Annotated in this window: 10 protein-coding genes; 1 reads left to right on the top strand and 9 read right to left on the bottom strand. The window is 56.6% G+C overall.

Translation table 11 applies throughout. The features are described 5' to 3' along the window. Positions 1-6 precede the first annotated feature (6 nt). The 6 genes from sctI to RYA97_RS20910 all read right to left on the bottom strand — a co-directional run bounded on the left by sctI (position 7) and on the right by RYA97_RS20910 (position 6,344). Positions 7-381, bottom strand: coding sequence for a type III secretion system inner rod subunit SctI (gene sctI / locus RYA97_RS20935; protein ID WP_016980445.1), 375 nt, complete (start codon positions 379-381; stop codon positions 7-9). A gap of 27 nt (positions 382-408) precedes the next feature. Beyond that, positions 409-1,446: a type III secretion system effector HrpZ gene (gene hrpZ / locus RYA97_RS20930; protein WP_117140308.1), complete on the bottom strand. Its 1,038-nt coding sequence runs from the start codon at positions 1,444-1,446 to the stop codon at positions 409-411. 53 nt (positions 1,447-1,499) lie between these two features. Next, positions 1,500-1,826: a membrane protein gene (locus RYA97_RS20925; RefSeq protein WP_016980446.1), complete on the bottom strand. Its 327-nt coding sequence runs from the start codon at positions 1,824-1,826 to the stop codon at positions 1,500-1,502. A 91-nt stretch (positions 1,827-1,917) separates the two neighbouring features. After that, positions 1,918-2,826, bottom strand: coding sequence for a sigma 54-interacting transcriptional regulator (locus RYA97_RS20920; RefSeq protein ID WP_005743301.1), 909 nt, complete (start codon positions 2,824-2,826; stop codon positions 1,918-1,920). Between the two features lie 50 nt (positions 2,827-2,876). Continuing rightward, positions 2,877-3,797, bottom strand: a complete 921-nt coding sequence (locus tag RYA97_RS20915; protein WP_046832674.1) for a sigma-54-dependent Fis family transcriptional regulator — start codon at positions 3,795-3,797, stop codon at positions 2,877-2,879. Positions 3,798-4,880: 1,083 nt separating this feature from the next. After that, positions 4,881-6,344: a transglycosylase SLT domain-containing protein gene (locus RYA97_RS20910; RefSeq protein ID WP_016980448.1), complete on the bottom strand. Its 1,464-nt coding sequence runs from the start codon at positions 6,342-6,344 to the stop codon at positions 4,881-4,883. 219 nt (positions 6,345-6,563) lie between these two features. Here RYA97_RS20910 and RYA97_RS20905 point away from each other — a divergent pair, with 219 nt between their 5' ends. Beyond that, positions 6,564-11,708, top strand: coding sequence for an AvrE-family type 3 secretion system effector (locus tag RYA97_RS20905; protein ID WP_117140309.1), 5,145 nt, complete (start codon positions 6,564-6,566; stop codon positions 11,706-11,708). A 49-nt stretch (positions 11,709-11,757) separates the two neighbouring features. On the opposite strand, the gene RYA97_RS20900 is transcribed toward RYA97_RS20905, so the two are convergent. The 3 genes from RYA97_RS20900 to RYA97_RS20890 form a co-directional block, all read right to left on the bottom strand. After that, the gene (locus RYA97_RS20900) at positions 11,758-12,147 is read right to left on the bottom strand and encodes a type III secretion system chaperone (protein ID WP_002552395.1); all 390 of its coding nucleotides are present in this window, start codon (positions 12,145-12,147) and stop codon (positions 11,758-11,760) included. Between the two features lie 77 nt (positions 12,148-12,224). Beyond that, positions 12,225-14,459, bottom strand: a complete 2,235-nt coding sequence (locus tag RYA97_RS20895; protein WP_117140307.1) for a restriction endonuclease — start codon at positions 14,457-14,459, stop codon at positions 12,225-12,227. After that, complete coding sequence (locus tag RYA97_RS20890; protein WP_117140306.1) at positions 14,456-14,950, bottom strand: CesT family type III secretion system chaperone; 495 nt, start codon at positions 14,948-14,950, stop codon at positions 14,456-14,458. The genes RYA97_RS20895 and RYA97_RS20890 overlap by 4 nt, the downstream gene beginning before the upstream one ends. Between the last annotated feature and the right edge of the window lie 218 nt (positions 14,951-15,168).

Here is a 15,168-nt window from a genome sequence, read left to right as displayed (position 1 = left end):
GAACCTCTACTGCAGGTTGGTCAGCTTGTCGATTGCCTGCGCAGTCTTGCTGACGACTTTGGTCGTGAGCGCTGTCTGCAGCGAGCATTGCGACAATGTGCGAGTCATCGCCGCGATATCCAGTGCCTCTCCGCTGCCCGAGGCCTTTTTCATGGAGCGCATGGCTTGCTGGGACATTTTTTCGGTTTCGCCCAGACCGCCGGAAATCGCGCTGGCGATATGCTCGGAAAGCGGTGCACCGCTTGAAACATTATCCGGGCGCGTTGCGGCGGTGAAGATATCGACATCCGCCTGGGGAGGTTCTGAAACGAGCCCTTGTGGCATATCCTGCCCAAGTTCCGGCGAGATGTTTTTAACATTACCAAGGTGGGAAACGGTCACTTGAGTTCTCCGTCAGGCGGGTATCAGTCAGGCAGCAGCCTGGTTTTTAGTGCTTTGCAGCAGCATGTTGACCAGCCGCAAGGCAACTTGAGCAGCGCTGGACTGCACGCCGGTCCCGGTCTGGCCAGCATCCTGAAGCGTCGCTTCCAGACCTTTCTGCAACAAGCCACCGAGTAACTGACCCAGGTCCTGATTCGGCTGTTCGCCGCCAGGCACAAGGGCAGTATTGGCGGTGCTCACAGGTGTTCCCAAGCCGCCACCGGCCAATACCGATTGCAGTCCCCGGTCTATCAGCTCACCGATCAACTGGCCAACATCACCATTGGAATTGCTGTTGCTGGCGGGGCCGGTGTTAGCGTCGATAAGCGGATCACCCAGTGAACCAGGCGAATTTTCCGTATTGCTCACAGGGCTGCCCAAGCCACCACCGCTGCTATCGCCCGCCAGACCGCCAGCTGCATTCTGTTGACTGCCCAATTGCTGGCCGATGATGTCGAGTGCCGAGCGGAACTGCGCTGTTTCGTCGCCGTCGAGGAAGTTATCTTCCTTGAGTTCGTTCACCCACGAACCCGAGTCCGGTTTGGGAAACTGTGCGGGGTTGTCGTCCATGAACTGCGCGATCTTTTTCAGCATCGGCATGTCGTCCTCGGAAAAACGAGTTCCGTCATCCTGCTTGGTCAGAAGATCATTCAGCATCGACTTGGCCAGGCCATTGAGCACCTGTGTCATCAAGTCGGGTTGTCCGGTATCCGAGGCGTTGTCGGCAGAAGCGCCAAAATTGTCGCCCAGCTTTTCGTGGATAAGCGTGTCCAGCGCAGCCTTGATGTCCTCGAGGCCGCCGCCAGCCTTGCCACTGGCGGCCATCGCTTTGCCGAGCAACTTGCCCAATGGCGAACTCTCGTCCAGTTGACCATTGTGAGTCAGCTCCTGGGCAAGCTGCGCAATCACTTCCTGAAGCGCCCGGCTGGATGTACTCGGCCCGGTTGTCTCGGTTTCAGGACGGATCAGAACGAGCGCCATCGCCGGGCTTTGCAGCGTGCTGCTGTTAAGACTGAGACTCTGCATCACAACCTCCTCAAAGTAGCAGCCCCCTCTGTGTGAAGGGGGCATTCAAGAAATCAGAACTGGACGACCGAGTTCCGGATCTTGCTCGCAACGATTTGGTTGGAAAGCGCTTCTTTCTTGTCTTCGAAGCCCGCCAGCATGCTCGTCTCACGCAGCAGGCCGTTCTCTTCGTTCGCAGTGCCGTCAAGCTCGGCGCTTTTTGCATCACCTTTACTGATGCTCGAGCGGGTAGCGTCGATACTGTCAGTGCTGCCCGTGTATTTTGTCATTGCAATGTTGCGGTCGGCGCTGCTCTTGACGCTGTTGATACCCTGCGCAGCGCCACCCACTGTGTTAACGACACCGCGACCCGCGTTAGTCAGAGAACTCATGATGCTCATAACGTGATACCCCTTGGTCTGTACCAGCGTAATTGCTTGGTACAGATAGGTGGTAACGACCCTTAAATCGGTTCCAGCGCTCTGCAAAAAATCAGATCTGCAACTCCTTGATACGTCGATAGAGCGTGCGGCGTGGCATGTCCAGCTCCAGGCTTGCCGCATCGATGCAATTACGGTGACGCTTGAGTGACTGTTGAATCAGGGCCTTTTCAATCGCCCTCAGCTGGGATTTGAGCCCACAGGCCAAGTGTTCTTCACTCTGCGGGTCGACACCCAACACCGGGAAACCCAATACATGGCGCTTTGCAGCAGCCTTGAGCTCACGGATATTGCCGGGCCAGTCATGCCCCAACAGCACTTGCTGAAGCAGCGGACAGACATCGGCCGAGGCGACGTCCAGTTCTTTGGCAGCCGCGGCCATAAAGCGCTTGAACAAGGGCAGAATGCGCTCAGGCTGTGTGCGCAAGGGTGGCAGTTGGAGCGTCAACACGTTAAGGCGAAAGTACAGATCCCGACGAAATTTCCCCTGCTCGACGGCATCATCCAGAGACGACTGGGCCGAAGCGATCACGCAGACATCCAGCTTGATCGTGGATGTCGAACCCAGTCGTTCCAGTGCTCGGGTTTCCAGCACCCTCAGCAGCTTGGCCTGCAGGCTGAGCGGCATGCTATCGATCTCATCCAGATACAGCGTTCCGCCTTGTGCCGCTTCGATGTAGCCGACTCTGGAGCGGTCAGCACCGGTGTACGCACCACTGACCACTCCAAACAGCTCACTCTCTGCCAGCGACTCCGGAATCGCAGCGCAATTCATCGCAACCAGGCGACCTTTACGGCCAGACATTGTGTGAATGCGCTGGGCAATCGTGTCTTTGCCAGTCCCGGTCTCGCCTGACAGCAACACATCGATACCGAGTTGCGAAATGCTTTCAGCGACGATCCCCAGATTTGGAACACGCTCCTCGTCCAGGTCGTCATCAAACCCCTCATCAAGATCCATCACATGACTCCCGAGACATCAGCTTTTTGGACTCCAGCCGTTGCTGCGATCTATGCAGCAACTCCCAACTCCTTCATGCGGTGGTAAAGCGTACGTCTAGGCAGTTCGAGCTCCTGAAGCACAGCGTCGACATTGTGTCGATGCCGTTTCAACGCATCCTGAATAAGCATCTTTTCGATCACGCGCATCTGCATGCGCAGACCTGTCACCGGATCGCGCGCATCCATTGGCTCGGCCCCCAGCAGCGGGAACCCCAATACAAACCGCTTGGCTGCGGATTTCAGTTCGCGCACGTTGCCCGGCCAGTCATGGCTGAGCAGGATCTGCACACGACCGTTGTCCAGTACAGGAACGGGACGTTGGAACTCAGCGGCAATCTCCTGGGTGAACTGGTCGAACAATGGCAGGATCTGTTCGCGACGTTTGCGCAAGGCTGGCAAGTGAAGCGTCAGCACGTTGAGCCGAAAAAACAGGTCGCGACGAAAAAGTCCTTGTTCCACCAGTTCATCCAGAGGGCGCTGGGCGGAAGCAATCACGCGCAGATCCAGTGGAATGAATTCGGTTGAGCCCAGCCGCTCGACCCCCCGGCTCTCCAGCACGCGAAGTAACTTGGCCTGGAGGCTAAGCGGCATACTGTCGATTTCATCGAGGTAAAGCGTGCCGCCGCTGGACGCTTCGATGTAGCCCTCGCGAGCGCGGCAGACACCGGTAAATGCGCCATTGACGACACCGAATAATTGGCTTTCTGCCAACGATTCGGGGATGGCGGCGCAGTTCATGCCGACAAAGGGCCCGGACCTGCTGGACAGCTCATGAATGCGATTGGCCAGGGTGTCTTTACCCGTCCCGGTTTCCCCGCACAGCAGTAAGTCCATATCCAGAAACGCGCTGTTCATTGCAATTTGATGACCAGCGGATAATGCAGTTACGTCCCAACACGCTCGGACGTCCTTATCAATGTCTGTGCTCATCGATCACTCTCACTGTGGGTGGCAAGCGGATTATTAATACCACGTCTTACAAGGCATACATATAGTAATTTAGTTCCCCATGAAATGAGAAAAACCTCACAAAGTTGAGAATTATTATCATAGTAATATCGTCATATGAAGCACAACCCCAGCATAGAGCCAGACTGTTGGGATGATTAGCTTAATCTATCGATACTGTAATCCGATCAAGCGCTTACTGCTCAAAAAAACGTTAAAACCCCCGGCTTCCGGGGAGTCAACCGCACTGCCCCGTCTTGGACCCTGGCAAAAAACCATGTAAGCACACGGTTTATTATTAAAAAAAATTTCACAGAAAAGTCACTCAACTCATAAAAATAAATTTAACGTTATAGGCCGTTTTACAAGCGCTCATTTAATAACGGGCTGAAAGAAATTAAAACGGGAAACACATACTCAAGCCGTCCCCTTTCAAGGAAAGTAAACGTAACAAACTACCCGACCAAAATGAAAAGTTCGACAGTGAAACTTAACTTACTGATGGGGAACGGAAGATGTTACACGTAACGCTCGACAGGGTGACTCATGGGTTTTCATACATTCGGTTTTCCGAACGCCGCTCACCCTTGGCATGGAGGGTTACAAAATCCTCCCGGTTTTTGGGCTCGAAACGAGATAGCTTTTTGCCACCCACCCATTCGGCTATCCGAACGGGTGGGTTTCATAGCATGCGGGCTCAAAATCTGATCGAAGAGATAGTTAACTGAAAGGATTCAGTGTAGGACAATCCGTCAATCGCAAGCTGTCGCCACGCCAAAGGCGATGACCATAACGAACGGTGATACCTCGTCATCACGGAAGAATGTTTCTAAATGTGTGTAAGCACTTGCGTACAAAACTTTACAAAAGTTCAGCAAAAATAGTCGGCGAGCGTAAAAAGTTCATGGCTACCTGCCGCGAACGAGAACAAAAACAAGGACGTATCAGCGTTGAAATATTGCGTCTTAACGGCGAGTCACACCGAAACGCCAACAAGAAAAAGCACCAAATAAGGGCATTTTTCAGGTGATTTTGCTAGACATCCGGCTTTAAAACCGCAGGTTATTAGCGTGAACCGCTGGCATAGACCACGATACGCGGGCCGCTTGGCAGCTCGCGCGGACCCGTACGATCCTCGATATCATCACGTCTGCGAGGCGACGAGCGGTCATCTACGTAGCGTCCGGCGTGTACCACGCTAGGTACCGATAATGCCTCCCTTGCCGGTGTCCGCGGGGTCATCGGCGGCTCTTTATGCTCGACAGCCGGTACCAAGGGTGGTGTTTGCGGCGCAGAAGACTGCTCTGCTACCCGCATGGGTTCCACTGGGTTGGGCACAGGTGCCCGTTCAGCTACCTCAACCGGCTGCGCTGGCCTGGGCACCGGCGTTCGCTCGACCACCCTCACCGGCTGTGCCGTCTGGGGTAATGCCAAGTGTTCGACCACAGGCTTATCAATGCGCTGAGGGGTGCCCATAGTCACAGGAGATTCCCCGGTTATTCGCGCGATACCGGCTGTCAGCACTTGCTTCTGAGTCTTGGGCAACAGCAACCGCCCTGGTCCATCTGGCGTTTTTTTGCGCAGAAACGCCGAGTTGAGTCTCAGCAACTGGCCCTCATCCACACCCGCAGTGGCTGCAAGCTGGGTCAGGTCTACTGCATGGTTGAGTTCGACCACGTCGAAATATGGCGTATTGGCGACAGGGGTGAGTTTTACACCATAGGTAGCGGCGTTGCGCACGATCAGCGAGAGCGCCAGCAGCCTGGGCACGTAATCCTGGGTTTCCTTGGGCAAATTCAGGTGCCAGTAATCAACAGGCAGTCCGCGCCGCCGATTGGCCTCGATCGCCCGGCCGACAGTGCCTTCGCCCGAGTTGTAGGCCGCCAGTGCCAGCAGCCAGTCATTATTGAACTGATCATGCAGGCGGGTCAGGTAATCCATCGCTGCCTTGCTGGAGGCCACCACGTCACGGCGAGCGTCGTACGTAGCGCTTTGATAAAGATTGAAGCTGCGCCCGGTAGAAGGCATGAATTGCCACAGGCCAGCCGCCGCAGCCGGTGAATTGGCCATCGGGTTGTAGGAGCTTTCGATCATTGGCAACAGCGCCAGCTCCAACGGCATGTTGCGCTCGTCCAGGCGCTCGACAATAAAATGCAGATAGGGGCTGGCCCGGACACTTGCCCCACTGATAAACCCACGATTGCTCAGCAGCCAATCGCGCTGGCGAGCGATACGCTCATTCATACCCTGGCCATCGGCCAGCCTGCTGCGTTGCGCAACGCGCTGCCACACGTCCTCGCCGTTATAGACGGGCAAATCGGAAATTTTCTCTGCCGCCCGCGCACCTTCCTGATCATCTCCCCCCCAGTAGACCAGGCCCGTAACCAGACGCGGATTGCGTTCCTGCCGGGGTGCTGAATAGTCCACAGACTGACAACCCACACACAGCGAGCCCAGTGCGAGCACAGCAATTTGAATAGCGCGAGCCAGCAAGCGGGGGCTCGATACGATGGAGGCAACGGCGGGCATGGGGAGAATGTCCTGAACGTGTCCATCCTACGTGGCACGTTCACCGTTACGGTTCCCTTTTGAAACCGATATCAGCCGCGCAATGCATCTTGCTGAATCATTTCAGCCATAAGTATTTGCGATGGAACCCGCCGTTATCAGGTGCCACTCAGCCAATGAAGGAATTTTCAAGCTTTGCATCAGGCTGCCATCAGTGGCACATGGACAGGGATATTCACCGTGCATTCATCATCGATCCACCGCAACACCGGAGGCATCATTCAGCCGACAGTCCCGGCAAACACGAACGCTGCAACTGATCTACAGCAAAAAACCGAACAACCCAAACAACGCTCCTCGCACTCACTGAGCAGTGTCGGCAAGCGAGCGCTGAAGAACGTCAGCAAACTGTTCCAGAAATCCAAGGCACCGCAGCAGAAAGCGGCCACGCCTCCCACCGTAAAAAACGTCAAGCCTTCACAGCCCACTTCAAATGCGAAGACAGCCAAAAATAAAGCGCCTGTATCTCAGTTATCGAGCAATAGTCTTGATGACCTGGACGATACGCGCCAGCCAGTGACGCGTGCGGGGCATAGCGGCGCCAGCACTTCCGGCACCAAAGCCCAAGACCCGGACGAGCCGGCTACTATCCAGAGTTCTCGGCAATCGATGATGACGCGCAGCAACGGAGGCCGTTTCGAGCTGAAAGACGAAAAACTGGTTCGCAACTCAGAGCCACAAGGCAGCATTCAACTGGACGCCAAGGGAAAGCCTGATTTCTCCACGTTCAATACTCCCGGCCTGGCTCCATTGCTGGATTCCATTCTCGCCACCCCCAGGCAAACCTACCTGGCCCATCAAAGCAAAGACGGCGTTCACGGCCATCAGTTGCTACAGGCCAACGGGCACCTGCTGCACCTGGCGCAGGACGACAGTTCGCTAGCCTTGATCCGCAGCAGCAAAGAAGCACTGCATATAGAAGGAAAGAAACCGCCAGCGGTGAAACTGGAGCGTGAAGACGGCAACATTCACATCGACACCGCCAGCGGACGCAAGACTCAAGAGTTACCCGGCAAGGCGCACATCGCTCACATCACCGGCGTGCTTCTCAGGCACGACGGCGAGCGTATGCGTGTGCATGAAGACCGGCTCTATCAGTTCGACCCGCTCAGTGCTCGCTGGAAAGCGCCTGAAGGCACGGAGGACATTGCTTTCAATAGTCTGGCCACAGGCGGCAACGGCTCGGTCTATGCGAAAAGCGACGATGTGGTAGTCGACCTCACGAGCCCTTTCATGCCGCACATCGAAGTCAAGGATCTGCAGTCATTTTCGGTGGCACCGGACAACAGAGCGGCATTGCTCAGCGGCAAGGAGACTCAGGCGATCCTGCTCACAGACATGAGCCCGGTGATTGGCGATCTGACCGAGAAGAAAACAAAAGCGCTTGAACTCGACGGCGGCAAGGCGCAAGCAGCTGCGGTCGGCCTGAGCGACAACAAGCTGTTCATAGCAGACACCCAAGGCAGACTTTACAGCGCGGACCGTAGTGCATTTGAAAGCAATGACCCGCAATTGAAGCTGACGCCCGATCAGGCAAACTTTCAACTGGCAGGCCTGCCGCTGGGTGGCCACGACAGCGTCACCGGATTCATCAATGGGGATGACGGCCGTGTGCATGCATTGATCAAAAACCGCCAGGGCGAGATTCACTCCCACGCGCTCAATGAGCAGGATTCAAAACTGGAAAGCGGCTGGAACCTGACCAATGCTCTGGTACTGAGCAACAATCGCGGGCTGAGCATGCCCCCGGCACCCACCGCCGCTGACCGGCTCAACCTTGATCGTGCGGGTCTGGTTGGCCTGAGCGAAGGACGCATTCAGCGCTGGGACGCGACGCCCGAATGCTGGAAAGACGCCGGTATAAAAGATATTGAGCGCCTGCAACGCGGTGCCGACAGCAACGCCTATGTGCTCAAGGGCGGCAAACTGCACGCGCTCAAGGTGACTCCTGAACACCCCAACATGGCCTTTGACCACAACACAGCGCTGGCCCAGACCGCGCGCTCGACAACAGTCGAGATGGGCAAGGAAATCGAAGGCCTCGACGACCGAGTGATCACAGCCTTTGCAATGGTCAGCAACAAATGCTTCGTCGCCCTTGATGACCAGAACAAGCTGACCGCCCACAGCAAGGATCACAAACCCTTCACTCTCGATATCCCCGGCCTGGAGGGCGATATCAAGAGCCTTGCTCTGGATGAAAAACAGAACCTTCATGCGCTCACCAGTACCGGCGGGCTTTATTGCCTGCCCAAGGAAGCTTGGCAATCGACAAAGCTGGGGGATCAGATGCGCGCCCGCTGGACGCCGGTTGCCCTACCTGGGGGTCAGCCGGTCAAGGCACTTTTCGCCAATGACGACAACGTGCTCAGCGCCCAGATCGAAGACGCCGAGGGCCAGGGTCTGATGCGGCTCAGTGCAGGCAAATGGCAAGCTTTCGAGCAGCGCCCGGTAGAAGAAAACGGTTTGAATGACGTGCACTCGCGAATCACGGGATCGAACAAGACCTGGCGAATTCCAAAAACCGGGCTGACGCTCAGAATGGACATCAATGCATTCGGGCGCAGCGGTGTGGAGAAATCCAAAAAAGCCAGCACCCGCGAATTCATACGCGCCAACGTCTACAAAAACACCGCAGAAGTGCCCCGCTGGATGAAGAACGTTGGCAACAGTATTCAACATCGCCACCACGGTCGTCTGGGTCTGAATGAGGTTTATGAAACCGAGTCCATGCTGTTCAAGCAGTTGGAGCTGATCAATGAGTCCGGCGGCAGGCCACCAGCCCCGGGCAAGGATTTGAAAGCGCGCATTGCCGCACTGGAATCAAAACTGGGGCCTCAAGGCGCTACGCTGGTCAAGGAACTGGAAACCCTGCGCGAAGAGCTGGAAAATCACAGCTATACGGCGCTGATGTCTATCGGCCAAAGCTATGGCAAGGTGAAAAACCTCAGGCAACAAGATGGCATTCTCAACCAGCACGGTGAGTTGGCCAAGCCGTCGGTGCGCACTCAGTTCGGCAAGAAACTCGCTGAGCTGGGCACAAAGCTCAACTTCAAAAGCTCTGGACATGACCTGGTCAAGGAGCTTCAGGACGCCTTGACTCAAGTTGCTCCGTCTGCTGAAAACCCCACCAAAAAGTTACTCGGCGCGCTGAAGTATCAAGGGCTGAAACTCAGCCACCAGAAAGCCGATGTACCCTTGGGGCAGCGCCGCGATGCCAGTGAGGAGCATGGCCTGAGTAAAGCGCGTCTGGCGCTGGATCTGGTCACGCTGAAAAGCCTCGGCGCGCTGCTCGACGAGGTCGAACAGCTACCGCCGCAAGCCGACATAGATCCGTTACAAAACAAACTGGCGACGCTACGTGATGTGACTTACGGCGAAAACCCGGTCAAGGTGGTTACAGACATGGGCTTTACCGATAACAAAGCGCTGGAAAGCGGTTATGAAGCGGTCAAGACATTCCTCAAATCGTTCAAAAAAGCTGACCATGCCGTGAGCGTCAACATGCGCGCAGCCACAGGCAGCAAGGACCAGGCGGAGCTGGCCGGGAAATTCAAAAGCATGCTCAAGCAACTGGAGCATGGCGACGACGAAATCGGGCTGCAACGCAGTTACGGACTGAACCTTACCACCCCGTTCATCATTCTTGCCGACAAGTCCACAGGACTATGGCCAACGGCAGGCACCACCGGCAACCGTAACTACATACTCAATGCCGAGCGTTGCGAGGGCGGCGTTACCCTGTATCTGATCAGCGAAGGTGCGGGAAACGTAAGCGGTGGCTTCGGTGCCGGCAAAGACTACTGGCCGGGCTTTTTTGACGAAAACCATCCTGCTCGTAGTGTCGACGTCGGTAACAACCGCACGTTGACCCCCAACTTTCGCCTGGGCGTGGACGTGACAGCCACCGTCGCCGCCAGCCAACGTGCCGGCGTGGTCTTCAACGTTCCGGATGAAGACATCGACGCATTCGTCGACGACCTGTTTGAAGGCAAGCTGAATCCATTGCAGGTGCTTAAGAAGGCAGTAGACCATGAGACCTACGAGGCTCGGCGATTCAACTTCGACCTCACGGCGGGCGGAACTGCCGATCTACGCGCAGGGATAAATCTGACCGAAAACAGAGACCCGGATGCCGATCCCAATAGCGATTCGTTCTCTGCGGTGGTACGCGGCGGATTTGCGGCGAACATCACCGTTAACCTGATGACCTACACCGATTACTCGTTGACCCAGAAAAACGACAAGACCGAGTTGCGCGAAGGCGGCAAGAACCGCCCGCGTTTTCTCAACAACGCAACGCTTGGCGGGCAGCTTCGAGGTCAGATCGGCGGCACCCACACGGCCCCCACAGGCACACCGGCCTCCGCCCCGGGACCGACGCCCGCGTCACAGACAGCCGCCAACAATCTGGGAGTAGCGGTCAATTTCAGCGTAGAGAACAGGACTGTCAAACGGGTCAAGTTTCGCTATAACGTCGCCAAGCCGATAACCACCGAAGGTTTGGGCAAGCTGTCTAAAAGCCTCGGCGAGGCATTCAAGGACAGCACGACCAAAGCAAAACTGGCCGAACTGGCCGACCCGCTGAATGCGCGTTACGCAGGCAAGAAACCGGATGAGGTTATTCAGGCGCACCTCGACGGCCTTGAAGAACTGTTTGCCGACACTCAATGGCAGAACGACAAGCAGTACAAAGCGCTTCGTGGTCTGAAACGCGGGGCGGTCGAGCATCGGGCATCAGTCAATAAGCACAGCGTGATGGATAACGCACGTTTTGAGACCAGCAAAACCAACCTCTCCGGCCTGAGCAGTGAAAGCATACTCACCAAAATCATGGGCTCAGTGCGTGAAGCGAGCGCCCCCGGCAATGCGGCCAGGGTTGCCGAGTTCATGCGCCAGGATCCGAAGCTCCGCGCCATGCTCAAGGATATGGAGGGCAGCATCGGGACGCTGGCGCGCGTAAGGCTGGAACCGAAGGACTCGCTGGTCGATAAAATCGACGAAGGTAGCCTGGACGGCACCATGACCCAAAGCGACCTCTCCGCCCTTCTGGGAGACCGCAACCAGATGCGCATCAAGCGCCTGGTGGTATTCCACACCGCGACTCAGGCTGAAAACTTCACCTCACCCACCCCCTTGGTCAGCTATAACAGCGGAGCGAATATGAGCGTCACTAAAACGCTGGGGCGCGTCAACTTCATTTATGGCGCAGACCAGGACAAACCGATTGGTTACACCTTTGACGGCGAGTTGTCGCGGCCATCGGCGTCGCTCAAGGAAGCGGCGAGCAAGTTGAAGCAAGAAGGGTTTGAACTGAAAAGCTGAAAACGCAAACAGTGGAAAAAAGCGCCGCTTTTACGCGGCGCTTTTTTATTCAAGCCTGTAGAAATGCGCGAGCCTCACGAGCCTGGGAAATGAAGCCGCGAGTCACGTCGCAGAACGCCGGCTCATCGAGCGATGCCAGTTCACGCTGGGCGCATAGACGTACATCGCCCTGATCGACAGCAAACCAGCAACCGTGCAAACGGGCGACGTCGAAGTTCAGGCTCAACAGGCGCTGTAGATCAGTGGAACGCTCCGGACAACGGCCTACTCGGCAATGAAAGACGACCATTTCGCTGTGCTCGGGCAATTCGATGACCGCCGCTTCGTTGTTCTGGCCGTCGTAAAGGGCGCATACGCCATTCTGCAAGGCCAGTGATGTACCGAGCTGGACGCCCAGAGCGTTGATGAAGCGGGCAAAATCGGGTGTCGGGTTTCTCATCGTTATAGTCCTTTAACGTTAAAGCAGTCTGAATCAGCCGGACAGCAGACAGGTACGGACTGTGCCCGGCGTTGGAATCAACGCGGAGCGAGCAAGCCTTCTTCGAGCGCCCGCAACTGCTCGTCGTCAAGCGGAACGGAGGGTGCCGGCCGCTGCACTGTGGGGCTGGATGGCGGCGTTGGGGCCGTGTTCCGGAGCTCGTCGACGGACCCGCGAGCTTCAGGCGGTTTTGCTGGCGTAAGCGCAGCGCGTGCTGACGACACGCCGTTCAGCGCACCGTCTGCCAACACTCGAACCGTGTCCACGGCCATCTGGGTTGGCAGCTGCAACGCGCCTCGTCCCATGTGATAAGCGCTTTCCATAGCCCTTGGAATACCGCTCAACGTGCTCGGCTGGAAGGTATGTGGCAGCGATGCCCTGTTCGGATGGCGGATGTTGTTCAAGGCTGTTTCGGTACGATCCAGCATCGGCGTTGCGCCCCCCATCCCCGCATCCTTCAACGCCTTGGCTTCGGCGGTGACAGACTGGTTGGCGTACAGCGTGGACAGGTAGGAAATCGAGCCCGTTGCGGCCAGAGCCATATTGCGCAGGATATTCCCCGCACTGAGCGTACCGCGCGCGCCTTCCGGCTGGGCTGTCACAGGCGGCAGTGCCGAGGTCAGCGCCGAGCTCTGAATACCCGATATTGCCTTGCTATAGAACGTGGTACGTACCGAGGCTTCGCGCAGGTCCATACCTTTGGCCAGATCCTTTTTCAGCTCTGTCTCGGCTCGGTCTGGCGTGAATACCGGAATTTTGCGCCCTGCGGGATCGACATACGTCGACTTCAACTGCAAAAGCGTTTGCGAACTGGCAGACACCGCCCCGCCAAAGCCGGATGCCAAGGCTCTTGCACTCAGCGTCTGACCATTGATCTGGTGTAAATCGTTGAGCATCTGGCGCACGGCCTGTGAACCACCAAAGGCACTGTAAGCCATCATTTCACCCACTGGATGGGTGGACGAACCCTGGACCTTCTTCTGATTCAGCACTGCGCGTTCGCCCTTGACGAACGCCTTGTCCTGAGCGATTTCCTCGGGCGTTTTTCTGATCAGCTCACCGTGCTCGCTTTTCAGTTCGAAGGGGTCAGGAATCACCGAATTGGTATCGATAGCCTTGAGTGGCACCATGTTCAGCCGTTCGTTCAGGCCAGTCTTCTGCAAAGTAGCCTGAAACACCGGTTTCACTACGCTGTTGACTGTCTCGTGGGCAATGCCCGCGACCATTCCGGTTATCGCCGCCTTGAGCATGCTGGCGTCGCTGCTGGTCTCAGGCACCTCCTCTCGCAGCTTGTCACTGGTGGACAAACGCACATAACCCAGGTGCGTCATTGACGACAGGAACTGTGGAACCGCAGCCGCGACAATCGGCCCGGCACCTTTCCAGCCGCCAACCGAGTTGCGGGCAGTGACAAGATCACTGACGACGGTGTCCAGTTGTGTGTGTGCGGCGACCGAAGCAAGGCGTTTGGCCTCTGGCGATTTGACGAAATCGGCGTGCAGGCCGACCAGAGTGGTTTTCGCATCAACCAGCGCCTGTCTGTTAGCGTGCAAAGCGTCCTTGGCGCCCTCTTCGGCACTTTGCAGGCTCACATCCAGTGCAGCGATGTGATCATCCAGCGACACGATGCCTTTGCTGAGCCCTTCGCCGATTGCCTTGCTCGCACGACCGGCGTACTCGCCAAGGGCTGTCTGACTGACGGCAAGAGTCGCCCGATCCTCGTTGGCATGCGGGCCTGTCTTGGTGGGCGTAGCGTCATGCATCAACTGAAAGTGCTCCAGTTGATCGGCGACCGATTGCGCGAAGCCCTTGATCAGTTGACCGACTTCGGCTTTGTCGGGGGCCTGACCCGGCTGGGTAAACTTGTCCAGCAGTTGTTGCAAGTCCGAACCATGAAACTGCTTCAGTTGATAGCGCTCAGGGGAGAGACGCTCGGCCATGACTTCAAAAGGCAGCTTTTCAGCTTGTAGCAAGCTGCCAATCAATAACGCGGCACGCGAGCTGATCATCGGCGCGCCGCTGACCGGAGCTGTCGCCTGCTCAGCCTTGAAGGCCTGCAAAAGCTGCGTGTGTCGCGCCGCAACATTCAGCCGCGCGGCACCGGTAGCCGAGCTTTCGGCTGCGTGCGGCCCTGCCTGATTGGGAGTCAGCGGCGGATTCATGCCTGGCGTCACTGCATTCGGGTGAGCGGTCTGGGCGGGAATCGCATCGGGCTGCTGGTTTATCCGGGCGAGCTCGATGCCGCCCGATCCACCGATTCGCGGAGTGTTCATTGAAACCTCCCTGAGGCCGATAGGCTCTCGCGTTTGGCTGCCGTGGCAACAGGCTGCTCAACCGGGGCACCTGCTGTTTTGACCTGCCCGATGAACCCATGCTCGCGCCACTCGTTCGCCAAATCAGCGAACGACTTCATCAACAGCAGCACGCCTTCGGCAGAGGCTCGCTCCAGGCTCACGGAACCCATGAGCAATACCCGACTGGTCTGAGCATTCCAGGAGAAAACCGGGCTATGGGCACCCGAGAACATATGAAAATTAATGTCCATCAACGCCAGCAATGCAGCGTCACGATTGCGTGTCGGCAACGCTCCCATGTCGCCGTAAATCAAAACAGCACGGCCCTCATCGCGATCCTGATACTGAAGTGTGAAGTCCACTTCGCTGATTTTGAAATTGGCAGACTCGTAAAAACGTTCAGGCGTGGAAATAAGGCTGAGCGCGCAGATTTCATTTATCAGGGTGTGGTACGGGTCATTATTGGTCATTTCACGGCCTCTGAGTGCGATATGAGACCACACCGTTTTTCTGTCGGTGTGTTCCGCACTGAGTCGAAGGTAAAGGCGTTTTGGTTCCGTGTGCTCGTCAAGCGCACCAGGGATGGCGTATTGAAAACATCGCCATCAATAGCGGCGAAACGGGAACCGCTCACCTCGCTTTGCCACTCACTTCGAGCAACATCTGGCGAATTCCTCGTCGACCTATA

Origin of the sequence: Pseudomonas syringae group sp. 26L6, assembly GCF_032587815.1 — a bacterium.
GTDB lineage: Bacteria > Pseudomonadota > Gammaproteobacteria > Pseudomonadales > Pseudomonadaceae > Aquipseudomonas > Aquipseudomonas amygdali.
This window is presented reverse-complemented; position numbering and strand designations above follow the sequence as displayed.